Source organism: Streptomyces sp. NPDC045998 (assembly GCF_056430285.1).
Window position 1 is genome coordinate 81,687 of record NZ_JBWKLJ010000010.1, and the last position, 23,291, is coordinate 104,977.

Here is a 23,291-nt window from a genome sequence, read left to right on the forward strand (position 1 = left end):
CCGCCTACCCCCGTACCCCGAAGACCAGGGTCCTCGTCCCCCAGAAACGCAGGAAGGTGGCGAGAACCATGCCGACGCCGAGGCCGGAGACCGTGTCGGCGAGCGGGGAGGTGAGCCCGAGGCCGTGGCGCGAGACGCCGAGGCAGGCCACCTGCACGGCGGCGCCCGCGAGGTTGACGCCGAAGAAGACCGCGTACCGGCGGAGGTCGAGGGCCCTGCGGCGGTAGGTGCCGAGGGCGTTGCCCAGGTAGGCGACCGTGCAGCCGGCGAGGAAGGAGAGCGCCTTCGCGGCGAGCGGGTCGAGGGCCGTGCGGCGCAGCAGGAGGAAGACGGCGAGGTCGGCCGCGTACGCGACGCCGCCCACACCGAGGAAGCCCAGGACTTCCCGTCGTCGCGTCCGGGTCAAAGGTCGGCGACCGCCATCCCGTACATCGCCGTCCACACGAGGCCGATGACGGCGAGGGGCCGGTCGCGCAGGACGACGTCCTCGGGCGCGCCGGCGGCGCCGCGGTCGGCGAAGACGGCGTAGCGGAGGACCGCGAGGATGAAGGCGATCATCGACAGCTGGCGCCAGGTGCCGCTGTTCTCCAGGGCCCAGAGGCAGTAGCCGAGGACGGCGACCCCGGCGGCGAGCTGCCAGACGAAGCGGAGGTAGCCGGTGGTGTACTCGGTGAGCAGCGCGCGCGTGGTGCCGTTCCGGCCGGCCATCTGCACGGCTTCCGAGTACCGCTTGGCCGCCACCATGAACAGGGCGCCGAAGGCGGTGGTGATGAGGAACCAGCGCGAGAGCGGGATGGCGAGCGCGACACCGCCGATCATGGCGCGCAGGACGAAGCCGGTCGTGACGACGGCGAGGTCGACGACGAGGACGTGCTTGAGGCGCAGGCAGTAGGCGAACTGCATGAGCAGGTAGGCGGCGAGGAGGGCGGCCGTCATGGCGTTGCAGAGCACGGCCCCGCCGAGGAGCGCGCCCACCGCGAGCGCGACGCCCGCCGCGTACGCCACGGGTACGGGCACCTCGCCCGCGGCGACCGGGCGGCGGCACTTGGCGGGGTGCGCCCGGTCGGCGTCGGCGTCGCGGGCGTCGTTGACGAGGTAGACGCCCGAGGCGGCGGCCGTGAACAGCAGGAAGACCACGCCGAGCTGGAGCGCGGTGTGCCGTGAGACGAGCTCGCCCGCGGCGGCGGGCGCGGCGACGACGAGCACGTTCTTCACCCACTGGCGCGGGCGCGCCGCCCGCAGCACCCCGAGCCCCACGGTGGGCAGCGCGGGGCGCCGCACCGGGCGGGGGGCCGTCGCGCGCGGTCCGGGCGGGTCGGTGACGCCGTGGGCCGTGCGGGGCGGGGGCGGGGCGGGGGGTGTCAGCCCGCCGCGGGCCTCACGCATCGCGCACCGCCCGCCCGTCCCTCGCCCAGCCCGCGCCCGCGAGGCCGGTCGCGGCGCCGAGCAGCGCGCCCGCCGCCACGTCCGTCGGGTAGTGGACGCCCACCACCAGGCGGGACAGGCACATCGCGGCGGCCAGCGGCGCGGTCACCCGGCCGAAGCGGGGGCGGAGGGCGGCGAAGAGGAGCGCCGCGGCCGTGGCGGAGGTGGCGTGGGAGCTGGGGAAGGAGTGCCGTCCGGCGGTGCGGACCAGCGCGGGCGCGTCGCTCGGGCGCGGCCGGCGCACCACCCGCTTCGCGCCCATGCTCACCCCGTGCGCCGCACCGACGAGCGCGGTGGCCCGCAGCCAGGCCGCGCGCCGTTCCCGGTCGGCCGCCGCGCCCGCGAGGCCCGCGGCCAGCCACAGCGCCGCGTGCTCGCCGCCGGCCGACAGCACCCGCGCGGCCACCGCCACGGCGGGCCTGCGGCGCCCGGCGTCGCGTGCGGCGGCGAGCAGCCGGTGGTCGACGTATCGCATCTGCCACCCCTTTCTGCACCCCTCTGCATCGGAGGCGACTGTCGCCCGCCGGGCGTCTCATCGCACGGACATCTTTCCTGACACTCGTTTAATCACCCGTTTCGGGGAGTCAGGCGATAAGCGGTACATTCCGCTCGAAATCATCTGGAAGCGGCATGGAACGGCTTACCGTCGCCCCATGCCCACCGAGCCCGCCACCGAGTCCGTCACGGAGTCCCGCGCCGAGCCCGCCACCGGGTCCGTCACGGAGGCCCTCACCGGCTGGGGCCGCACCGCCCCCACCGTCGCCCGCGTCGTACGGCCCCGCACGTACGAGGAGGCAGCCGCCGCCGTCCGCGCGTGCGGTGCCCGGGGGGCCCTCGCCCGCGGCCTCGGCCGGGCCTACGGCGACGCCGCGCAGAACGCCGGGGGCGCCGTCCTCGACATGACCGGCCTCGCCCGCGTCCGCTCCCTCGACGCCGACGCGGGCGTCGTCGTCTGCGACGCGGGGGTCAGCCTCCACCACCTGATGGAGGTGCTGCTCCCGCTCGGCTGGTTCGTCCCCGTCACCCCCGGAACCCGCCACGTCACGGTCGGCGGAGCCGTCGCCGCCGACATCCACGGCAAGAACCACCACGTCTCCGGCTCCTTCACCCACCACGTCCGCGCCCTCGAACTCCTCACCGCCGACGGCGAGATCCGCACCGTGGCGCCCGGCACCGAGCTGTTCGACGCCACCGCCGGCGGCATGGGCCTCACCGGCGTGATCCTCGCCGCCACGGTCCGGCTGCTGCCCGTCGAGACGTCCCTGATGTCCGTGGACACCGAACGCGCCGCCGACCTCGACGACCTGATGGCCCGTCTGACCGCGACCGACCACCGCTACCGCTACTCCGTCGCCTGGATCGACCTCCTCGCGCGCGGCGCCGCGACCGGCCGCGCCGTCCTCACGCGCGGCGACCACGCCCCGTACGACGCGCTCCCGGCCCGCGCGCGGCGCCGCCCGCTCGCCTTCCGCACCGGGCAACTGCCCCCACCGCCCCACCTGCCCTCCCGCGACGGGCTGCTGAGCCGCACCGGCGTCCGCGCCTTCAACGCGCTCTGGTACCGCAAGGCCCCGCGCCGCCCCCGCACCGGGCAGCTCCAGCCGATCCCGGCCTTCTTCCACCCGCTCGACGGCGTGCCGCACTGGAACCGGGTCTACGGCCGCGCCGGATTCGTCCAGTACCAGTTCGTCGTCCCGTACGGCCGCGAGGACGCCCTGCGCCGCATCGTGCACCGGATCGCGCGCCGCCGCTGCCCGTCCTTCCTCGCCGTGCTGAAGCGCTTCGGCGAGGCCGGCTCCGGGTGGCTCTCCTTCCCGATGCCGGGCTGGACGCTGGCGCTGGACATCCCGGCCGGGCTGCCGGGCCTCGGCGCGTTCCTCGACGAACTCGACGAGGAGGTGGCGGGGGCGGGCGGCCGGGTCTACCTCGCCAAGGACTCCCGGATGCGCCCGGAGACGCTGCGCGCCATGTACCCCCGGCTGCCCGACTTCCTCGCCCTGCGGGGCCGCCTGGACCCCGGCTCCGTCTTCACCTCGGACCTCGCCCGCCGCCTCGGCCTGTAAGGAGTACGCCGCCATGAAGGACGCCTTCGGCGCCCCCCAGTCCCTCCTGATCCTCGGCGGTACGTCGGAGATCGCCCTGGCCACCGCCCGCCGCCTGATCGCCGGGCGCACCCGGACCGTGTGGCTCGCCGGGCGCCCCTCCCCCGCCCTGGACGCGGCCGCCGCGTCGCTGCGGGAGCTCGGGGCCGTGGCGCACACGGTGCCGTTCGACGCCCTCGACACCGCCGCGCACGAGGAGACGCTCGGCAAGGTCTTCGCGGAGGGCGACGTCGACATGGTGCTGCTGGCCTTCGGCGTCCTGGGGGACCAAGCCCGTGACGAGGCCGCCCCGGCGGCCGCCGCGCAGGTCGCCCAGACCAACTACACCGGGGGCGTCTCCTCGGCGCTGGCCTGCGCCAACGCCCTGCGCGCACAGGGCCACGGCTCGCTGGTCGTGCTCTCCTCCGTGGCCGCCGAGCGGGCCCGCCGCGCCAACTTCGTCTACGGCTCCAGCAAGGCGGGCCTCGACGCCTTCGCCCAGGGCCTGGGCGACGCGATGCACGGCACCGGCGTGCACGTCATGGTGGTCAGGCCCGGGTTCGTACGGACGCGGATGACGGCCGGGCTCGCCGAGCCGCCGCTCGCGACGACCCCGGAGGCGGTCGCCCACGCCGTCGAGCAGGGTCTGCGGCGGCGCGCGGAGACGGTGTGGGTGCCGGGCGCGCTGCGGCCGGTCATGTCGGTCCTGCGGCACCTGCCGCGCCCGGTCTTCCGCCGGCTGCCGTTCTGAGGGGCCCGCCGGCAGGACGGGTCAGCCGCGCGTCGGGGCCGGCTCGTCCACGGGTGCGCCCTGCGCGGGCACGCCGCCCTTCGTCGGGCGGCCGGCGCCGAACTCGTACGCGTGCAGCTTCCGCCACACCCCGTCCGCGCCCTGTTCGTAGAGCGCGAAGGAGCCGACGGTCCACGCCGCCTCGAAGCCGGCGAGCTCGTCGTACGCCCGGTCCATCGCCTCGTCGGGGATGCCGTGCGCCACGGTGACGTGCGGGTGGTACGGGAACGCCAGCTCGCGCGCCAGCGGCCCGGAGGGGTCGCGGACCTGCTGCTGGAGCCAGGAGCACGCCGACGCGCCCTCCACGACCTGGACGAAGACGACCGGCGACAGCGGCCGGAACGTGCCCGTGCCGCTGAGGCGCATCGGGAAGGAGCGGCCGGCCGCCGCGACGGCGGCGAGGTGCGCCCGGACCTCGGGCAGCCGCGCCGCGTCGACCTCGGTCGGGGGCAGGAGCGTGACGTGGGTGGGGATGCCGTGCGCGGCGGGATCCCCGAAGCCCGCGCGCCGCTCCTGGAGCAGGCTGCCGTAGGGCTCCGGGACCGCGATCGAAACGCCGAGCGTTACGGTCCCCACGTCGTTCTCCTCACTCCTCAGTCCAGTCGTCCGGTCGGTGCGGGCGCAGCGCCAGTGTGGCGGCTGCACCCGCCGCGTGGCCAGAGCCGTCGGGCCACCGCGCGAGCGCGCTCCGTGCTCGCCGACTGCTTGCTCGGTGCTTGCTCAGGCTTGCTCAGTGCTTCGCGGGCAGGAAGCCGATCCGGTCGTACGTCCGGGCCAGCGTCTCGCCGGCGACCGTCCGGGCCTTCTCCGCGCCCTTGGCCAGGATCGAGTCCAGCGTCTCCGGGTCGTCCAGGTATTCCTGCGTACGGGTCCGGAAGGGGGTGACGAAGTCCACGACGACCTCGGCGAGGTCGGTCTTCAGGGCTCCGTACAGCTTGCCCTCGTACGACCGCTCCAGGTCGGGGACGGAGGTGCCGGTGAGGGTGGACATGATCGTCAGGAGGTTGCTGACGCCCGGCTTCTCCTCCGGGTCGAAGCGGATCACGGTGTCGGTGTCCGTGACCGCGCTCTTCACCTTCTTCGCCGTCGTCTTCGGTTCGTCGAGCAGGTTGATCAGGCCCTTCGGGGTGGACGCCGACTTGCTCATCTTGGCGGTCGGGTCCTGCAGGTCGTAGATCTTCGCCGTTTCCTTCAGGATGTACGGCGCCGGGATGGTGAACGTCTCACCGAAGCGGGCGTTGAACCGCTCGGCGAGGTCCCGGGTGAGCTCGATGTGCTGGCGCTGGTCCTCGCCGACCGGGACCTGGTGGGCCTGGTAGAGCAGGATGTCCGCGACCTGGAGGATCGGGTACGTGAACAGGCCCACGGTGGCGCGGTCGGCGCCCTGCTTGGCGGCCTTGTCCTTGAACTGCGTCATGCGGCCGGCCTCGCCGAAGCCGGTGAGGCAGTTCATGACCCAGCCGAGCTGAGCGTGCTCGGGCACGTGGCTCTGGACGAAGAGGGTGCAGCGCTCGGGGTCGAGACCGGCCGCGAGCAGCTGGGCGGCGGCGAGCCGGGTGTTGGCGCGCAGCTCGGCCGGGTCCTGCGGAACGGTGATCGCGTGCAGGTCGACGACCATGTAGAAGGCGTCGTGCGACTCCTGCAGCGCGACCCACTGACGGACCGCGCCGAGGTAGTTGCCGAGGTGGAACGAGCCGGCGGTGGGCTGGATTCCGGAGAGCACACGAGGACGTTCAGAGGCCATGCCCCTCATTCTCGCAGGTGCCGCCGACAGCCGGGGAACGGATCCCGCCCGCCCCCTGCGACGAAGAACACAGGGAGCGGGCGGGCAGGCAGGCGGGCTCGTACGCGTCAGACGGGCAGGCCCGGCGCCGGGTGGGCGGCCATCAGGTCGGCGACCTCGGCACGGATCTTGGCCAGGGAGTCCTCGTCCCCGGTCCGGGCCGCGGTGACGCCCCGGTCGATCCAGTCGGCGACGGCCGCCATGTGCGCGGTGCCCAGCCCGCGCGAGGTCAGCGACGGGGTGCCGATGCGGATGCCGGAGGGGTCGAAGGGCTTGCGGGGGTCGTAGGGGACGGTGTTGTAGTTCACGACGATCCCGGCCCGGTCGAGGGCCTTCGCGGCGACCTTGCCCGGGACGTCCTTGGGCGTGAGGTCCATGAGGATCAGGTGGTTGTCCGTGCCGCCGGAGACCAGGTCGAAGCCACGGGCGAGCAGCTCGGCCGCGAGGGCCTTGGCGTTGGCGACGACCGCGTGGGCGTAGTCCCGGAAGGAGGGCTGGGCGGCCTCGTGGAGGGCGACGGCGATGGCCGCGGTGGTCTGGTTGTGGGGACCGCCCTGGAGGCCCGGGAAGACCGCCTTGTCGATGGCCTTGGCGTGCTCCTCGCGCGACATCAGCATCGCGCCGCGCGGCCCACGCAGGGTCTTGTGCGTGGTCGTGGAGATCACGTCCGCGTGGGGCACGGGTGAGGGGTGGGCGCCGCCCGCGATCAGGCCGGCGATGTGCGCGACGTCGGCGACGAGCACGGAGCCGGCCTCCCGGGCGATCTCCGCGAAGGCGGCGAAGTCGATGGTCCGGGGCAGCGCGGTGCCGCCACAGAAGATGATCTTCGGCCGCTCCTTGAGGGCGAGGTCGCGCACCTCGTCGAAGTCGATGAGACCGGTGTCCTGGCGTACGCCGTACTGCACCCCGCGGAACCAGGTGCCGGTCGCGGAGACGCCCCACCCGTGGGTGAGGTGGCCGCCCATCGGGAGGGCCATGCCCATCACGGTGTCGCCGGGCTGGGCGAAGGCGAGGTACACGGCGAGGTTCGCGGGCGAGCCGGAGTAGGGCTGGACGTTGGCGTGCTCGACGCCGAACAGGGCCTTGGCGCGGCCGACGGCGAGCCGCTCGACCTGGTCGATGTTCTGCTGGCCCTCGTAGTAGCGGCGCCCGGCGTAGCCCTCGCTGTACTTGTTCTGCAGGACGGTGCCGGAGGCCTCCAGCACCGCGTCGGAGACGTAGTTCTCGCTGGGGATCAGGCGCAGGGTCTCGGCCTGCAGCCGCTCCTCGGCACCGACCAGCGCGGCCAGTTCGGGATCGGCGGCGGACAGGGCCGGGTGGTGCGGGGGAAGGGAAACGTCGGTCATGGCGTCCTCCTGGGAGGGTCGGCAGCAGTCACATCCCACGAGGTCCCCAGGCGGGCGGCACCTCGAGCGGTCTGCCGCGCACGACTCCCCCGGGGTCGCTTCCCCGTACGCCAGTCGCCGTGCGTACGGCCCACCTTAGCGGGCGCGTCGCACGGAGGTTTCCCGGCCCACATCGCGAGCGACGATAGATGTGGGTGTACCCAGGCCCCCAGCCGCAGGACGAACGGAGACCCCGTGTCGAGAACGCAGGACGCGATCGCTTCCGCGGAGGCGCGCAGCGCGCACAACTACCACCCGTTGCCGGTCGTCATCGCCTCGGCGGAGGGGGCGTGGATGACCGATGTCGAGGGGCGCCGCTTCCTCGACATGCTCGCCGGTTACTCGGCGCTCAACTTCGGCCATGGCAACCGACGGCTGCTCGACGCCGCCAAGGCCCAGCTGGAGCGGGTGACGCTGACCTCCCGCGCCTTCCACCACGACCGGTTCGCGGACTTCTGCGAGCAGCTCGCCGACCTGTGCGGCATGGAGATGGTGCTGCCGATGAACACGGGCGCGGAGGCGGTGGAGACCGCCGTGAAGACCGCCCGCAAGTGGGGCTACCGGGTGAAGGGCGTCCCCGACGGCACCGCGAAGATCATCGTGGCGGCGGACAACTTCCACGGCCGGACGACCACCATCGTCAGCTTCTCGACCGACCCGGAGGCGCGCGCGGACTACGGCCCGTACACGCCGGGGTTCGAGATCGTCCCGTACGGCGACGCGACCGCGCTCGAGGAGGCGATGACCGACAACACCGTGGCCGTGCTCCTGGAGCCGATCCAGGGCGAGGCCGGGGTGCTGGTGCCGCCGCCCGGCTATCTGGCCCGGGTCCGCGAGCTGACCCGCGAGCGGAACGTGCTGTTCATCGCGGACGAGATCCAGTCGGGCCTCGGGCGCACGGGCCGGACCTTCGCGTGCGAGCACGAGGGCGTGGTCCCCGACATGTACGTGCTCGGCAAGGCGCTCGGCGGCGGCGTGGTGCCGGTGTCGGCGGTGGTGTCGAGCGCGGCGGTGCTCGGGGTGCACCGCCCGGGCGAGCACGGCTCGACGTTCGGCGGCAACCCGCTGGCGTGCGCCGTGGCGCTGGAGGTGATCGCGATGCTGCGCACCGGCGAGTACCAGCAGCGGGCGGCCGAGCTGGGCGACCACCTCCACCACGAGCTGGGCCTGCTGGTGGGCGGCGGCGCCGTCGAGGCCGTCCGCGGGCGGGGCCTGTGGGCGGGCGTCGACATCGCGCCGCGGCTCGGCACCGGGCGGGAGATCTCCGAGAAGCTGATGGAGCGCGGGGTCCTGGTGAAGGACACCCACGGGTCGACGATCCGGATCGCCCCGCCGCTGGTGATCGGCAAGGAGGACCTGGACTGGGCGCTGGAGCAGCTGCGCGCGGTGCTGCGCTGACCGGCGCCCCGGCCGCCCCTACAGGATGACGTGCGGCAGGAAGCGGGCGTACTCGTCCGTGACCAGCCCGGACGACTCCCGGATGCCGAGCCCCGCCGCCTCGTCCTCGACGACCCACGCGCCGAGCACCACGCGGTTGCCGTCGAACTCGGGCAGCGGGGCGAGCTCCTGGTAGCAGCACGGCTCCTCGCGCACCACGGGCTCGGCGCCGGGCCCGTGGAGCGTGACCCCGGCGCCCTCCCGGCCGAGGAGCGGCTTGGCGACGTAACCGGGCCCGGAGGGGGCGGCCAGTTCGCGCGGGCCGTCGAGGTAGGCCGGGAGCAGGTTCGGGTGGCCCGGGTACAGCTCCCAGAGGATGGCCAGCAGCGCCTTGTTGGAGAGGAGCATCTTCCAGGCGGGCTCGATCCAGCAGGTGGTGCCGGTGCCGCCGCCGTTGTCGAGGGTGTCGAGGACGTGCCCGCCGAAGGGGTCGGTCGTCAGCCACTCCCACGGGTAGAGCTTGAAGCAGCTGCGGATGAAGCGCAGCCGGTCGTCCACGAAGCGACCGGAGAGCCGGTCCCAGCCGATCCGCTCGACCGACAGCGCCTCGGTGTCGAGCCCGGCCTGCTGGGCCGTCTCGCGCAGGTACGCGACGGTCATCAGGTCCTCGCCGAGCTCGTCGCCGTCCGAGTGGACGAAGTGGACCGGGCCCGGCGGCAGCAGGGCGGACTGCCGCTTCCAGGCGTCGACGAGCCGTTCGTGGAGGGAGTTCCACTGGTCGGCGCCGGGGAAGCGGTCCTCCATCCAGAACCACTGGGGGCTGGCGGCCTCCACGAGCGAGGTGGGCGTGTCGGCGTTGTACTCCAGCATCTTGGCCGGGCCCGTACCGTCGTAACGCAGGTCGAACCGGCCGTAGAGGGAGGGGAGTTCGGCGCGTCGGCGCCAGGACTCGGCGACGAGCCCGGCGAGGCGCGGGTCGGTGATGCCGAGGTCGGCGAAGCGGTCCTGGTCCACGATGTGGGCGGCCGCCGCGAGGCACATGGCGTGCAGCTCCTCGACGACCTCCTCCAGCGCCTCCACCTCGGGCAGCGTGAAGACGTAGTAGGCGCTCTCGTCCCAGTACGGGCGCAGGGAGCCGTCGGGGAAGCGGGTGAGGGGGTAGACGAGCCCCTGCTCCTCGACCGTCCGCTGCCAGTCGGGGCGCGGCTCGATGGTGAAACGCTTCATCGGTGACCTCGTGCCCTCGTGCCCCGGGGCTCAGCCGCCGCCGGAGCCCGAGCAGCCGAAGCCGCCGCGCTCGACGGCCGACTTGTCGAAGCTGCCGCCGGAGACCTTGCCGTTGTTGACGGAGCCGCCGTAGTAGTACTGGCCCGTACGGGTGCTGTCCTCGCACTCGTAGCTGGGGAGCTTTTCGCGCGTGACGGGGTCAGCGCAGCGCTTGTCCGGCTCGGAGCCGCAGGACGTCAGCGTCGCCGCGAGCACCCCCATGCCGCCGAGCACGACCGTGCTCGACCTCAGCCTGCGCATGCGCCCACCCTCTCGTCGTCCGTTTTCGTCGTCCGTCAACACGACCATGGACGGCACAGATTAGAGGGCGGTTCCCGCGCCGGGGAGGGCGGGTCCGGGAACGGTGCTCACGGCAGCACGCGGCACAGCGCGTCCAGCGCGCCGGCCCACGCGCTGTCGGTCGGCGTCCCGTATCCGACGACCAGCCCGTCCCGGGTGCGCTCGACCCCCGGGTGCCGGAAACCGTCGAGGCCCTGGAGGGCGAGGCCCTGCCAGGCGGCGGCCTGGACGACGGACCGCTCCGTGCCCGGCGGTAGTTCGAGCACGGCGTGGAGCCCGGCGGCGATGCCGCTGACGCGGATGTGCGGGGCCCGTTCGGCGAGCGCAGCCACGAGCTGGTCGCGCCGGCGCCGGTAGCGCAGCCGCATGGACCGCACGTGCCGGTCGTACGCGCCCGAGGAGACGAACTCCGCGAGGGTGAGCTGGTCCAGCGCGCCGGACGCCCAGTCGATGGGGCCCTTCGCCTCCGCCACCTCGCCCACCAGCGCTTCGGGCAGCACCATCCACGCCAGGCGCAGCCCCGGCGTCAGCGACTTGCTCGCCGTGCCGAAGTAGACCACCCGCTCCGGGTCGAGCCCCTGCAGGGCCCCGACCGGTTGCCGGTCGTACCGGAACTCGCCGTCGTAGTCGTCCTCCAGGATCAGCGCGCCGGCGCGCCGCGCCCAGTCGACGGCCGCCGCGCGCCGCGCGGGCGACAGGGCGCCGCCCAGCGGGAACTGGTGGGCGGGCGTGATGAGGACCGCGCCCTGGGCGCCCAAGGTGTCGGTACGGGTGCCCTGTTCGTCGAGGGACAGCACGGAGGTGCGCAGTCCGGCGTCGGTGAGGAGGCTCCAGTGGACGTCGAGGCCGTACGACTCGACCGCGACGTCCCGTACGCGGCGCCCGCGCAGCACCTTGGCCATCAGCATCAGCCCGTGGACGAAGCCGGAGCAGATCACGATCCGGTCCGGGTGGGCGTGGACCCCGCGCGCCCGGGCGAGGTAGTCGGCGAGGACGGTACGCAGCTCGGGCCGGCCGCGCGGGTCGCCGTAACCGAAGGCTTCGTGCGGGGCGGCCGTCAGCGCGCGGCGCGCCGCCTTGAGCCACTCGCCGCGCGGGAAGGAGCCGAGGTCGGGCGTGCCGGGGTGGAGGCTGTGGAGGGGGCCCCGCCGGGGCCGGGCCGGCGGCCGGGCGGCCGTGCGCGGCGCCGGTGCGCGGCCCTGGTTGCCGCCCGCCGGCGCGGGTGCGGGCGCGGGCAGCCGGCGCGGGGCGGCGCGGCGGGCGACGCGTGTGCCGGAGCCCTGGCGGGCGGTCAGCCAGCCCTCGGCGACGAGTTCGGCGTACGCGTCGGCGACCGTGTTGCGGGCGATGCCCAGGTCGGCGGCGAGCGAGCGGGACGACGGCAGCCGGGTGCCGGGGGCGAGGCGCCCGGTGCGCACGGCGTCGCGCAGCGCGTCCATGAGTCCGGCGCGCAGCCGGGGGCCGCGCAGCTCCAGGTGCAGGTCGGCGCCGACGGTGACACGGGCGGCTGCCGCCGCATTGGCCCAGGGATCCGTCATGGAAATGGACCATACCCCCGCGCCATCGGGCCCGTACGGTCACTGTCATGACGACGAACGACGCCAAGGACTACGCCCCCGAACACACCCCGCGCCTGGACTGGGCCACGCACGCGCCCGAGGTCTACAAGGCCATGATCAGGCTGGACGCGGCGGCTCGCCGGGGCCTCGACGCGGACCTCCTGGAGCTGGTCAAGATCCGCGCCTCGCAGCTCAACCGCTGCGCCCTCTGCCTCGACATGCACGCGAAGGACGCGCTGGCGGCCGGCGAGTCGGTGGAGCGGATCGTCCAGCTCGCCGCCTGGGAGGAGTCGCGGCACTTCTACACCGAGAAGGAGCTGGCCGCGCTCGAACTGACCGAGGCGGTCACGGTCCTGACGGACGGCTTCGTGCCGGACGAGGTCTACGAGAAGGCGGCCAAGCACTTCGAGGAGGCCGAACTGGCGCAGCTCATCGCGGCGATCACGGTCATCAACGCCTGGAACCGCTTCGGCGTGGCCACCCGCCAGGTCCCGGGCCACTACACCCCCGGCCAGTTCAGCCACTGAGGACCGCTGAGGACGACGACCCGTGACATCTTCCCTCGAGTCCCTCCGCACCCGGCAGCTGGACCCCGACGTCCGCGCGTCCCTGTCGGCGGCGAGCGCGGCGGCGAAGAAGGGCCTCGGCGATCCCCTCCTCGCCGAGCTCGTGATGATCCGCGCCTCGCAGCTCAACCACTGCGCCTTCTGCCTCGACATGCACCTGGAGCTCGCCCGCAAGGGCGGGGAGAGCGCGCGGCGCCTCGACCTCGTCGCCGCCTGGGAGGAGGCCGAGGGCCTCTTCACACCGCGCAAGCGGGCTGCGCTGGCGCTCACGGAGGCGATGACCGTCCTGTCGGACGGCTTCGTACCGGACGTGGTGTACGAGCCGGCCGCCGCGCTGTTCGGCGAGGCCGAACTGGCCCACCTGATCGCCCTGATCACCGTCATCAACAGCTGGAACCGTCTGATGGTCGCCCGCCGCGTCCCGCCTGGAGGCCCCGCATGGCTCTGACACCGTCGCAGCCGTCCCCGCAGTCACCCGTCGCCGCGTTCCGCGCCCTGCACCACGACCGCGCCCCCGGCGACCCGCTGGTCCTGCCGGGGCCCTGGGACGCGGCGAGCGCCCGCGCCTTCGAGGCGGCCGGCTTCCCGGCCCTGGCGACGCCGAGCGCGGGGGTCGCGGCGTCGCTCGGGTACGAGGACGGGGCCACGCCCGCGGACCAGATGTTCGCCGCGGTGTCCCGGATCGCCCGGTCGGTGTCCGTCCCGGTCTCGGCGGACATCGAGGGCGGCTACGGCCTGCCGCCTAAGGAGCTCGTGGCACGCGCCCTGGAGACGGGCGCGGTCGGCGTGAACCTGGAGGACAGCGAGGCGGGCGCGCTCAAGGACCCGCACCGGCACGCCGAGTGGCTCGCGGAGGTACGGGCGGAGGCGGCCGACGCGCTCTTCCTCAACGCCCGCGTCGACACGTACGTACGCGGCCTGACGGGCGCGGCGGCCCTGGCGGACGCGATCACCCGCAGCCGCCTGTACGCCGAGGCGGGCGCCGACTGCGTCTACCCGATCCTCATCCCGCCCGAGCACCTCCGGTCGCTGAGCGCCGAGATCACCGCACCGGTCAACGCCCTGTCCAAGCCGGACGGCCCGCCCCCCGCGGAGCTCGGCCGCCTGGGCGCCACCCGCGTCACCTTCGGCCCGGGGCTGCTGCACCGCACGCTGGCGGAGGTGCGGCGGATCGCGGAGGAGGTACGGGGGTAGGGAGCGCTCACCGGCCGCCGGAGACCCGCAGGACCGTGCCGGTGGTGTACGAGGCGTCCGGCGACAGCAGCCAGGCGATGGCGGCGGCCACCTCGGAGGGCTCGCCGGGGCGGCCGAGGGGGATCGCGGCGGCGGCCTTGGCCGGTCGGTCGGGGTCGCCCATGGCGGCGTGCATGTCGGTGTCGATGATGCCGGGGGCGACCGCGTTGACCCGGATGCCGGCCGGGCCCAGCTCCTTGGACAGGCCGATGGTCAGGGCGTCAGTGGCCGCCTTGGTGGCGGCGTAGTGGACGTAGTCGCCGGGGGCGCCGAGCGTGGCGGCGGCCGACGAGAGGTTGACGATGGCGCCGCCGGACCGCCCGGGCCCCGCCATGTCGCGGGCGGCTCGGCGGCAGCACAGCAGGTAGCCGAGGAGGTTCACCTCGACGACCCGCCGCAGGTCCTCGGTGCGGGCGTCGGCGAGCCTGCCCAGCGGGCCGGTCACGCCCGCGTTGTTCACCAGGCCGGTGACCGGGCCCAGCGCGGCCGCGGCGGTGTCGAACAGCCTCTCCACGTCCGCCTCGACGGAGGTGTCGGCCCGTACGGTGACGCACCGCGCCCCGGCCGCCCGTACGGCGGCCGCGGTCCGTTCGGCGGCGCCGGCGTCGGCGACGTATCCCAGAAGGAGGTCGTGTCCGTCGCGCGCCAGCCGGACGCAGGTGGCCGCGCCGATGCCGCGGCTGCCGCCGGTGACGACGGTGACGACGGTGACCGGACGCGGCTGGTTCGTCGGGTGTTCCACGGCTTCCCCGTGATCATGGCTTTGGCCCGACGTTAGCACTGCACCATTTGCCCGATTAACCTAGTTTTGTGGACTCGTATCCGACCCGCAGTGGCGGAGTGCGCGCGGAGATCCTCGCCTCCTGGGAGCGCTCGCAGTCGCTGGGCATCGACACCGAGGGCGTGGCACTGCCCGTCGAGGGCGACCTGGATCCCGACTCGCGGTTGATCAGGGCCGCCACGCCGGTGCTGGAGAGGCTGTGCCGCCGGTTCGCCGGGCTTCCGGTCACCGTGGCGCTGGCGGACGCCCGCGCGAACATCGTGGAGCGGTGGGGCGACCCCGTGGGGCTGGAGCTCATGAACGAGGCCTCCCTGGTCACCGGCGCCAACGTCGACGAGCGCTTCATGGGCACCAGCAGCGTCAGCATGGTGCTGAGCACCCGCTCGCCGTTCGTGGTCGTCGGCCACGAGCACTTCCTGCACAACCTCAAGTCCCTGACCTGCATGGCGGCCCCGGTGTTCGACCCCGTGGGCGGTACGGTCCAGGGCGCCGTCAACCTCTCCGTCCCCGAGTCGCTCGCCGAGCCGGGCATGGCCGTCCTGCTCCAGGACGCCACCGAACGCATCGCCGAGCGGCTGCTGGAGCTGAGCTCCGCGAAGGAGCGCGACCTCATGCGCTCCTTCCTCCGGGAGCGGGAGCGCGGCGGGCACGCCCGCCTCGACCTGCACTCCGGCGAGCTGGCCGGACCCGGCGGTGAGGCGCCCCGGCTGGCCCGCCGGGAGCGGCTCGCCCTGCTGGAGGCCGCGGTCCAGCTGATCTCCTCGAACGACGAGTCCTTCGCCGAGGTCACCCTGGCGGGCGGCCGCATCGCCGCGCTGCGCCGCAGGCAGCTGCGCCACGGCGACGCCGAGGGCGCGGCGGTCGAGGTCAGCTTCCTCCCCGACGTACGGCGTACGTCGCTGCCGATGACGACGACGACTGCGGCGACGGCGACTGCGACAGCGACAGCGACGACGGGCTCCACCGGTACGACCGCCACGGCCACCCGTACGCCCATGGCGACCGCTCCCGACGGGCGGGAGGTGCCGCTGCTCCACCGGCCGCCCGCCCCCGCCGGTCCACCGGAGCCGCAGGGGCCGCCCCCGCCGCAGGAGCCGCAGGAGCCGAAGGAGCCGCACGAGCCGTCCGGCGCTGCCGCGGGAGGCCGTCCGGACGCGTGGCTCCTGCTCGTGGGCGACCCGGGCGTCGGCCGCCTCGCCGCCGAGGCCCGCGGGCGGCTGGGCCTCCTCAACGAAGCCGGCGTACGCGTCGGCACCACGCTCGACATGCGGCGCACCGCCGAGGAACTGGCCGAGATCGCGGTGCCGCGCTTCGCCGACCTGGTCGTGGTGGACCTCGTCGACGGCGTCCTGGCGGGCGAGGAGCCCCCGCCGGGCCCGCTGGCCCCGGGCGCGGGGCTGTCCCGTACCGCCGCCTGGTCGGCCGAGGACGCCGCCGGGGCCGCCGGAGACGCCGGGGACGCCGTGCGGGCCACCGGGACCGGGGGCCACGACTCCGCCCGGGGCGTCGGCCGGCCCGTCCACTATGCGCCCGGCACCCCGCAGGCCCGCTGCCTGCGCACCGGGCGGCCGGTCGCCGACTCGGTACCCGCGGCGGCCGCGGCGGCCGCCTCCGTGGGCGGCGCCCACCCCGTCGAGCTCCTCGGCGAGGGCGTGCACTCCTACCTGGGCGCCCCGCTGTGCGCCCGGGGCGCCATCCTCGGGCTGGCGGGCTTCTACCGTCGCGGCCGGGACAGGCCGTACGAGGAGGACGACCTCACCCTGGCGGGCGAGCTCGCGGCCCGCGCCGCGATCAGCGTGGACAACGCCCGCCGCTTCAGCCGCGAGCGCACCGCCTCCCTCACCCTCCAGCGCAGCCTGCTCCCCCGCGACCTGCCCCGGCTGACCGCCGCCGAGCTCGCCTTCCGCTACCTGCCCGCCGACACCGGCACCGGGGTGGGGGTGGGCGGTGACTGGTTCGACGCGATCCCGCTGTCAGGGATGCGGGTGGCGCTGGTCGTCGGGGACGTGGCCGGGCACGGCCTGCAGGCGGCGGCGACCATGGGCCGCCTGCGTACCGCCGTACGCACCCTGGCCGGGCTGGACCTGCCGCCCGAGGAGGTCCTCGCCCACCTGGACGAACTGGTCGGCCGCGCCTCCGGGACGCCGTCGGACACACCGGCGGACCCCGGCTCGGCGGACGACCCGGAGCCGGACCCCGCCATGGCGGCGACCTGCCTGTACGCGGTGTACGACCCGGTGTCGTGCCGCTGCACGGCCGCCAGGGCCGGGCATCCGCCGCCCGCCGTGGTGACGCCGGACGGCACGGCCCGCCTGATCGACCTGCCGGCCGGCCCGCCGCTCGGACTCGGCGGGCTCCAGCCGTACGAGTCCGCCTCCGTCGACCTCGCGCCGGACAGCCTGCTGGCGCTGTACACCGACGGCCTGCTCAAGGAGGAGCGCGGGTACGAGGTCTCCGACGCGCGCACGGACCGGCTGCTGGCCGCGCTGGGCGACCGGGACGGCTCGCTGGACCGGACCTGCGACCGGATCACGGACATCCTGCTGCCCGACGGGCCCCGCGACGACGTGGCCCTGCTGCTGGCGCGGGTACGCGCGCTCCCCGAGGACCGGGTGGCCTGCTGGGAGCTGCCCGCCGACCCGTCGGTGGTGGCCGAGGCCCGTTCGCTCGTACGCCACAAACTCATCGACTGGGACCTGGCACACCTGGAGTTCACCACGGGACTGGTGGTGAGCGAGCTGGTGACCAACGCCGTGCGGTACGGCGGTGCGGGGCCGGTGGCGCTGCGGCTGCTGCGCGACGGGACGCTGATCTGCGAGGTGTCCGACCACAGCAACTCCTCCCCGCGCATCCGGCGCGCCGCCACCACCGAGGAGGGCGGACGCGGACTGTTCCTGGTGGCGCAGTTCACCAAGAGCTGGGGCGCCCGCTACATGCCGCAGGGGAAGACGGTGTGGGCGGAGCAGGTCGCGCACACCGAACGGCGGGCGACGCCGGAGGCAGAGGCGGACGAGCATGCGCTGCTGGACATGTTCGACGACCTGGGCTGAGCCCTGGGCGGGCCCGGACAGCGCCGGGAGGACCCCGTGAACGCGGACCCGGCCGCAGATCGGGCCCCGGCCATGGACCCCGCCGGGGCGGACGCGGTGCTGGACGCGGCGCTCGGCGAGACCATGCGCCGTACCGGCGCGTCCATCGGCGCCTTCTACCTCCTGCGGCCGCAGGAGCAGGTGCTGCGCCTGGTCGTGGTGGGCGGTGTGCCGGCCGAGCTGGTCGGGCCGTGGACGCGGGTCGCGACGGCCGCCCCGGCTCCGGTGGCGGACGCGGTCCGGGAGAACCGCCTCGTCTGGGTCGGCGGCCAGGAGGAGATGGCCCGTACGTATCCGCGGACCGCGGTGGCGCTGCCGTACCCGCTGGCGCTGGCCGCCGTGCCCGTCACCGGCGACCGCTGCTGGGGCACGCTGCTGCTGATGTGGCCGGGGAACCATCCGCCGCGCACGACGCGGCGCGAACGCGGCCACATCGCCTCCAGCAGCCGCCGGCTGGCCCGGCTGCTGGACGAGGCCGCGGACGCCGGCCGCCCGGTGACGCCACCCGAGCGGCCGCGCGTCCTGGCCGCACCGGAACCGGTGGCGCCCCAACCCGCCCTCCCCGCAGCCGACTTCGCGGAGCGGCTGCCCGAAGGCTGCTGCGGGCTGGACCTCCAGGGGCGGGTGACGTACCTGAGCACCCGGGGCGCCGAGCTGCTCGGGCGCGGCGCCGAAAGCCTGCTGGGCACCATGCCGTGGCAGTCGCTGCCGTGGCTCGACGACCCGGTGTACGAGGACCGCTACCGCGCGGCGGTCCTGAGCCGCCGGCCCGTGTCGTTCACGGCGTGCCGCCCGCCCGACCGGTGGCTGGACTTCCGGCTGTACCCGGACGCGAGCGGCATCAGCGTACGCATCACCCCGTCGAGCACCGGTCCCCGTCCGGCGGCCGGCCCCACGCCCGACACCACGCCCGAGACCACGCCGGGCCGGGAGCCCGGCTCGGAGCCCGGCCCGGAGCCCGGCCCGGAGCCCGACCAGCCGCTCCCGGCGGCGGCACCGGCGCGGGCGGGGCAGCTGTACCAGCTGATGCACCTGGCGGCCACGCTCACCGAGGCCGTCGGGGTGCAGGACGTGGTGGACCTGGTCGCCGACCAGATCATGCCGGCCTTCGGCGCGCACGGTCTGGTGCTGTCCACCGCCGACTCCGGGCGCCTGCGGATCACCGGCTCGCGCGGGTATCCGCGGCACGTCATCGAACGCCTCGACGGCCTCCCCCTCGACACGCGCCTCACTCCGGCGGGACGGGCCCTCGCCACCGGGGTGCCGTCGTTCTTCACGCACCCCGACGACATGGCGCGCATCTACCCGAAGGCGCCGCTGATCAGCGGCAAGCAGGCGTGGGCGTTCCTGCCGCTGATCATCTCCGGCCGCCCGGTCGGCATCTGCGTCCTGACGTACGACCACCCGAGGCCCTTCCCCGCCGAGGAGCGCGCCGTCCTCACCTCCCTCGCGGGGCTGATCGCGCAGGCGCTGGACCGGGCGCGGCTGTACGACGCCAAGCACCAGCTCGCCCACGGCCTCCAGCAGGCCCTGCTGCCCCACACGCTGCCCGCCGTCACGGGCCTGAGCGTCGCCGCCCGCTACCTCCCCGCCACCCGGGGCATGGACATCGGCGGCGACTTCTACGACCTGATCCGCCTCGACTCCACCACGGCGGCGGCCGTCATCGGCGACGTCCAGGGCCACAACGTCTCCGCCGCCGCGCTCATGGGCCAGGTCCGTACGGCCGTCCACACCCACGCGACCGCCGGCGCGGCACCCGACGAGGTACTGGCCCGCACCAACCGCCTGCTCCTCGACCTCGACCCGGGCCTCTTCACCACCTGCCTGTACGCCCACCTCGACCTCGGGAACCGCCGCGCCCACCTCGTCAACGCGGGCCACCCGCCGCCACTGCTGCGCCGGCCGGACGGCGCCGCCCACCCCCTGGACGTCCCACCGGGTCCGGTCCTCGGCGTCGCGCCGGACGCCGCGTACCCGGTGACGGACATCCCGCTGCACCCCGGCACCCTGCTGGCCCTCTACACCGACGGCCTGGTCGAAACCACCGGTACGGACATCGAGGAGGCCATCACCGAGGTCGCCGCCCACCTCGACGAACGGGCCGCGGAGGAGGACCTCGAGCAGGTCATGGCCGCGCTCCTCCACCACGCCCGGCCCACGCACCACCGCACCGACGACATCGCGCTGATGCTGCTGCGGGCGACGGGGGCGTGAGCGGTCCGCACCGCTGCCGGACGGGGCCCCGGCGGTCGGCCGGAGCCCCTCCTCTCGTGCCTCCGGTCAGCTGGTCAGCTGGTCGGGAAGGCGTCGGGGGTGCTGATGCGGCTCTTCATCAGCGCCCCGGACTCGGTCAGTACGCCGCTGCTGCTGTAGTCCGTGCCGTTGCAGGTGCCCGGCTTGAAGGCCGCGCTGCCCTCGTTGGCGTCGGAGTACGTCCAGTTCGCGTAGCCGATCTTGTGCTGGTCGAGCAGGTCCAGCCATGCCTTGCTGCTGGCCTGGTCCACCGCGCCGCCGCCGGTGTAGGTCACCGTGCCGAACTCCGTGACGAAGAGCGGCAGCTTCGTGGCGGCCCGGCTCACCGCGGCGCGGTAGGGGTCCTGGTGGCTCGCCGCGTAGAAGTGGAACGCGTACATGATGTTGGTGGCGTTGACCGGGTTGTTGACGACCTCGGTCTCGTTGGAGCCGTCCGAGACACCGAGCGAGGACCAGCCGCGGGTGCCGACGATGACGACGGCGTCCGGGTCGGCGGCCCGGATCACCGGGATGACCTGCTCGGCGTAGCTCTTGATGGCGGCCCAGCTCACGCCGTTGGGCTCGTTGGCGATCTCGTAGATGACGTTCTTCTTGGCGGCGTTGCGGGTGGCGACGGACTTGAAGAACGTCTTCGCGCGCTCCAGGTTGTAGTTGGGGTCGCCCGGCGTCAGGGTGTGGAAGTCGATCATGGCGTACATGCCGCGCGCCTCGGCCATGTCGACGAGGCTGTTGACGCGGGCGGTGAAGCCCGCCGGGTCGGTCTCGTACCCCTGCTCCTGGACGTACATGGCGATGCGGAGCAGGTCCGACTTCCAGTCCTTCGCCAGCGCGTCCAGGGACGCGTTGTTGTAGCACTTGGCGAACCACTGGATGCCGTGGGTGCTCATGCCCCGCAGCTGGATGGGGCGGTTGTACTGGTTGCAGAGGTTCACACCGCAGACGTGGAGCTGTCCGTTGACGCCCACGGGGGTGCCGGTGCCCGGGTTGGGGCCCGGGCCCGGGTCCGGCGGGGGTTCGTCGCCTCCGACGGAGCCCGTGCAGGCCACGCCGTTGAGCGCGAACGCCGTGGGCTTGGGGTTGGCGCCGGTGAACGAGCCCGTGAACCCCAGGTCGGTGGCCGCGCCGGTGGCCAGGGTGCGGTTCCAGTCGACGGCGGCGGCGCTGACGGTGGAACCGGTCTGCGACCAGGTGGCGTTCCAGCCCTGGACGACCTTCTGTCCGGCGTCCGGCAGGGTGAACGTGAGGGTCCAGCCGGTGACGGGGTCGCCCAGGTTGGTCACCTTCACCCCGGCCTGGAAGCCGCCCTGCCACTGGTTGGTGATCGTGTAGTCGACCTTGCAGCCGGTGGCGGCCGCGGCCGGGGAGCCGGCCAGTGCGGTGAGGCCCAGAGCCGTCGCGCAGGTGGCGAGTAAGGCCACAAAGCGTTTCATCGCGTTCCTCCTCGTGCGAAGCGGATACGAGCACGATGGGAGCGCTCCCAAAACCCATCGGCCCGGACGGTACACCGGCGCGGCGACGCGCGTACAGGCATGCGACCGGGGAATTCGACGGGAATTCGACGGCGATGCGACGGACGGCCGGGGCGCCTTGCGCAGGATCCGGCCGTCGGCGACTTCTCCTGAGCGGCGTGGACTTACGCAGCCCAGCGCTCGACGGGCACTGGGCGCCGCCAGCGCGCCCGCACGCTCACGCGCGACCTGGCGCGGGCCGGTTGAGCAGCAGGTCGGCGGCGCGGGCGAGGACCTCGGCCCGGGTGCGCCCGCCGTGGTCGGCGGCGAGGAAGTTCTCACCGATCGCCACGCAGAAGGCGAGCAGGCTGCGGGCCTCGACCTCGTCCGCGTCGGAGCAGAAGGTGCCGATCATCTGGCGCAGCAGCGCCATGCGCGCGTTGTCGACCCTTCGCAGGCGCTCGGCGACCGCCTCGTCGCGCCGGGCCCAGTCGCGGATCGCCAGATCGATGGGCAGCAGACGGTCGTTGGAGAAGGTGAGTGCGCCCGCCCGCTGGATCTTGGTTTTGGGGTCGCCGCCCTCGCGCTCGACGCGGTCGAGCACCTCGTCGACACTCTCCCGCTCCCAGGCGTCCAGCATCGCCTCGAGCAGCGCGCCGCGGTCGGCGAAGTACCCGTAGAAACCGCCCTTCGTCACGCCGATCCGCTTGGCCAGCGCCTCGACGCGGACGGCATCCGGGCCGCCTTCGGCCAGGACCTGCAGCCCTTCCTCGATCCACCTGCCACGCGGCGTGCGAGGAGCTCCCACGACGTGTCCCACCTCACCACTCCAGAGATATACGGTGCCGTACAACTCTACTAGGCTCACTTATACGCACCCGTATATGTCCCATGACAGGGAAGGCGGCAGTGGCCATGAGGCTCCCGGAATCAGCCCACACCGATCAGCCGTGGCGGATCCACGAACTCACCCGAGACTTCCGGCTGGAGGACGTGTGGGCCTACCGCACGCCCGGCGCCGGGCCCGATGACTTCCCCATGATGCTCGCCGCGATGGAGGCGGCCGACGGAACCGCGAGCCAGTCCCCTGTGGTCCGGTTCCTCTTCGCGGTGCGCTGGAAGCTCGGCGCCCTCTTCGGCCTGGACAAGCCCGAAGCGGGTATCGCGGCGCGGGTTCCGTCGCTGCGCGACCGCCTGCCGCGTGACCTCCGCGCGGTGCCTGCCGGCTCGGCATTCGGTCCGTTCACCCCGGTGTACGGGCTCGACGACGAGTGCGCCCGCGAACTGGCGAACAAGACCGTTCACACGATCATGCATCTCGGATGGGTTCCGACCGCGAGCGGCGAGCACGAGCTGCGCATGGCGGTCCTCGTGAAGCCCAACGGCCTGATGGGCCGGCTGTACATGGCCGCCATCGCGCCGTTCCGCCATCTCATCGTCTACCCGGCGCTGACCCGGCAATGGGAACGCGCCTGGCGGGAGCGCGGGGGCCCGGTTCAGGAAGGCGGCAGCCCGGAAGCCGTCGAAAGCGCCGTGTGGAAGGACAACGTCCCGGCGTCGGTCCCGGCGTCGGTGCTCGCCCTCGGTTCGTTGCCCGACGCCGACTACGTCGACATGTTCACCCTCACCGCGGACGCCGAGGCGAGCCCGGAGGAGTGGGCCCGGGCGATGTTCGGCGACGTGCCCAGCCTCCCGGCACGAGTGATCTGGCGCGGCCTGCTCGGTCTGCGGCTCAGCCGGGGGCGATCGCCGGACACCGTGGCCGGCTGGCGGCTCGCCGAGCGTGGCGAAGACTGGGTCAGGCTCGAGGCGGCGTCGTGGTTTCTCAGCGGCAACCTCGTCATCCGGGCGGTCGATGGGCGGGTGTCCCTGGTGACGGTCCTGCGCCATGAACGACTCCTCGGCCGGATCATCTGGACGCCGTCTTCCGCCCTCCACCGCCGGCTGGCACC

General features: G+C 74.0%; 20 protein-coding genes, 1 pseudogene and 1 riboswitch. Of the genes and pseudogenes, 9 read left to right on the forward strand and 12 right to left on the reverse strand.

The genetic code is table 11. The features are described from left to right. Positions 1 to 4: 4 nt before the first annotated feature. From AC07FJ_RS27155 to AC07FJ_RS27165, 3 genes are read right to left on the reverse strand one after another with little or no spacing between them, the layout of a single operon-like run. The gene (locus tag AC07FJ_RS27155; protein WP_479051920.1) at positions 5 to 406 is read right to left on the reverse strand and encodes a GtrA family protein; all 402 of its coding nucleotides are present in this window, start codon (positions 404 to 406) and stop codon (positions 5 to 7) included. Beyond that, positions 403 to 1,386, reverse strand: coding sequence for a decaprenyl-phosphate phosphoribosyltransferase (locus AC07FJ_RS27160; RefSeq protein WP_479051921.1), 984 nt, complete (start codon positions 1,384 to 1,386; stop codon positions 403 to 405). Before AC07FJ_RS27160 ends, AC07FJ_RS27155 begins: the two co-directional genes overlap by 4 nt. Further along, a complete protein-coding gene (locus AC07FJ_RS27165; RefSeq protein ID WP_479051923.1) occupies positions 1,379 to 1,900 on the reverse strand; it encodes a phosphatase PAP2 family protein in 522 nt (173 codons plus the stop codon). Before AC07FJ_RS27165 ends, AC07FJ_RS27160 begins: the two co-directional genes overlap by 8 nt. A 178-nt stretch (positions 1,901 to 2,078) precedes the next feature. Between AC07FJ_RS27165 and AC07FJ_RS27170 the strand changes: the two genes are divergently transcribed. Then, positions 2,079 to 3,488 carry an FAD-binding protein gene (locus AC07FJ_RS27170; protein ID WP_479051925.1) on the forward strand — a complete coding sequence of 470 codons (1,410 nt, stop codon included), beginning with the start codon at positions 2,079 to 2,081 and terminating at the stop codon, positions 3,486 to 3,488. A gap of 13 nt (positions 3,489 to 3,501) precedes the next feature. Next, positions 3,502 to 4,257 carry a decaprenylphospho-beta-D-erythro-pentofuranosid-2-ulose 2-reductase gene (locus tag AC07FJ_RS27175; protein WP_479051926.1) on the forward strand — a complete coding sequence of 252 codons (756 nt, stop codon included), beginning with the start codon at positions 3,502 to 3,504 and terminating at the stop codon, positions 4,255 to 4,257. A 21-nt stretch (positions 4,258 to 4,278) separates the two neighbouring features. Here AC07FJ_RS27175 and AC07FJ_RS27180 read toward each other — a convergent pair whose 3' ends face one another. The 3 genes from AC07FJ_RS27180 to AC07FJ_RS27190 form a co-directional block, all read right to left on the reverse strand. Then, a complete protein-coding gene (locus tag AC07FJ_RS27180) occupies positions 4,279 to 4,872 on the reverse strand; it encodes a 2'-5' RNA ligase family protein (RefSeq protein WP_468294631.1) in 594 nt (197 codons plus the stop codon). A gap of 154 nt (positions 4,873 to 5,026) precedes the next feature. After that, positions 5,027 to 6,040, reverse strand: a complete 1,014-nt coding sequence (gene trpS, locus AC07FJ_RS27185) for a tryptophan--tRNA ligase (protein ID WP_479051928.1) — start codon at positions 6,038 to 6,040, stop codon at positions 5,027 to 5,029. 107 nt (positions 6,041 to 6,147) lie between these two features. Then, entirely contained in the window at positions 6,148 to 7,425 is a 1,278-nt protein-coding gene (locus tag AC07FJ_RS27190; protein WP_479051929.1) for a serine hydroxymethyltransferase, read from the reverse strand. A gap of 37 nt (positions 7,426 to 7,462) precedes the next feature. After that, positions 7,463 to 7,553, reverse strand: a riboswitch (ZMP/ZTP riboswitch). A gap of 106 nt (positions 7,554 to 7,659) precedes the next feature. Between AC07FJ_RS27190 and rocD the strand changes: the two genes are divergently transcribed. Further along, positions 7,660 to 8,862, forward strand: a complete 1,203-nt coding sequence (rocD, locus tag AC07FJ_RS27195) for an ornithine--oxo-acid transaminase (protein ID WP_479051931.1) — start codon at positions 7,660 to 7,662, stop codon at positions 8,860 to 8,862. A gap of 18 nt (positions 8,863 to 8,880) precedes the next feature. On the opposite strand, the gene AC07FJ_RS27200 is transcribed toward rocD, so the two are convergent. From AC07FJ_RS27200 to pdxR, 3 genes are all read right to left on the reverse strand, one after another. Further along, positions 8,881 to 10,068: a glutathionylspermidine synthase family protein gene (locus AC07FJ_RS27200; RefSeq protein ID WP_479051933.1), complete on the reverse strand. Its 1,188-nt coding sequence runs from the start codon at positions 10,066 to 10,068 to the stop codon at positions 8,881 to 8,883. 30 nt (positions 10,069 to 10,098) lie between these two features. Beyond that, positions 10,099 to 10,368, reverse strand: coding sequence for a hypothetical protein (locus AC07FJ_RS27205; protein ID WP_479051934.1), 270 nt, complete (start codon positions 10,366 to 10,368; stop codon positions 10,099 to 10,101). Positions 10,369 to 10,475: 107 nt separating this feature from the next. Further along, complete coding sequence (gene pdxR, locus AC07FJ_RS27210; protein WP_479051936.1) at positions 10,476 to 11,945, reverse strand: MocR-like pyridoxine biosynthesis transcription factor PdxR; 1,470 nt, start codon at positions 11,943 to 11,945, stop codon at positions 10,476 to 10,478. Between the two features lie 47 nt (positions 11,946 to 11,992). On the opposite strand from pdxR, the gene AC07FJ_RS27215 reads away from it, so the two are divergent. From AC07FJ_RS27215 to AC07FJ_RS27225, 3 genes are read left to right on the forward strand one after another with little or no spacing between them, the layout of a single operon-like run. Continuing rightward, complete coding sequence (locus tag AC07FJ_RS27215; protein ID WP_479051937.1) at positions 11,993 to 12,493, forward strand: carboxymuconolactone decarboxylase family protein; 501 nt, start codon at positions 11,993 to 11,995, stop codon at positions 12,491 to 12,493. 22 nt (positions 12,494 to 12,515) lie between these two features. Further along, positions 12,516 to 12,980: a carboxymuconolactone decarboxylase family protein gene (locus AC07FJ_RS27220; protein ID WP_479051939.1), complete on the forward strand. Its 465-nt coding sequence runs from the start codon at positions 12,516 to 12,518 to the stop codon at positions 12,978 to 12,980. Next, entirely contained in the window at positions 12,971 to 13,726 is a 756-nt protein-coding gene (locus AC07FJ_RS27225; RefSeq protein WP_479051940.1) for an isocitrate lyase/PEP mutase family protein, read from the forward strand. Before AC07FJ_RS27220 ends, AC07FJ_RS27225 begins: the two co-directional genes overlap by 10 nt. A gap of 7 nt (positions 13,727 to 13,733) precedes the next feature. On the opposite strand, the gene AC07FJ_RS27230 is transcribed toward AC07FJ_RS27225, so the two are convergent. Continuing rightward, positions 13,734 to 14,507, reverse strand: coding sequence for an SDR family oxidoreductase (locus AC07FJ_RS27230; RefSeq protein WP_479051942.1), 774 nt, complete (start codon positions 14,505 to 14,507; stop codon positions 13,734 to 13,736). 68 nt (positions 14,508 to 14,575) lie between these two features. Between AC07FJ_RS27230 and AC07FJ_RS27235 the strand changes: the two genes are divergently transcribed. Next, positions 14,576 to 17,596 carry a SpoIIE family protein phosphatase gene (locus AC07FJ_RS27235; RefSeq protein ID WP_479051944.1) on the forward strand — a complete coding sequence of 1,007 codons (3,021 nt, stop codon included), beginning with the start codon at positions 14,576 to 14,578 and terminating at the stop codon, positions 17,594 to 17,596. 72 nt (positions 17,597 to 17,668) lie between these two features. Next, complete coding sequence (locus tag AC07FJ_RS27240; RefSeq protein ID WP_479052132.1) at positions 17,669 to 19,852, forward strand: SpoIIE family protein phosphatase; 2,184 nt, start codon at positions 17,669 to 17,671, stop codon at positions 19,850 to 19,852. A 74-nt stretch (positions 19,853 to 19,926) separates the two neighbouring features. On the opposite strand, the gene AC07FJ_RS27245 is transcribed toward AC07FJ_RS27240, so the two are convergent. Both AC07FJ_RS27245 and AC07FJ_RS27250 read right to left on the reverse strand, forming a co-directional pair. After that, positions 19,927 to 21,321, reverse strand: a complete 1,395-nt coding sequence (locus tag AC07FJ_RS27245) for a cellulase family glycosylhydrolase (RefSeq protein WP_479051945.1) — start codon at positions 21,319 to 21,321, stop codon at positions 19,927 to 19,929. A gap of 256 nt (positions 21,322 to 21,577) precedes the next feature. After that, positions 21,578 to 22,147, reverse strand: coding sequence for a TetR/AcrR family transcriptional regulator (locus AC07FJ_RS27250; RefSeq protein ID WP_479051946.1), 570 nt, complete (start codon positions 22,145 to 22,147; stop codon positions 21,578 to 21,580). A 107-nt stretch (positions 22,148 to 22,254) separates the two neighbouring features. Here AC07FJ_RS27250 and AC07FJ_RS27255 point away from each other — a divergent pair. Beyond that, positions 22,255 to 22,833: pseudogene (locus AC07FJ_RS27255) on the forward strand (DUF2867 domain-containing protein); the annotation flags it as partial. Between the last annotated feature and the right edge of the window lie 458 nt (positions 22,834 to 23,291).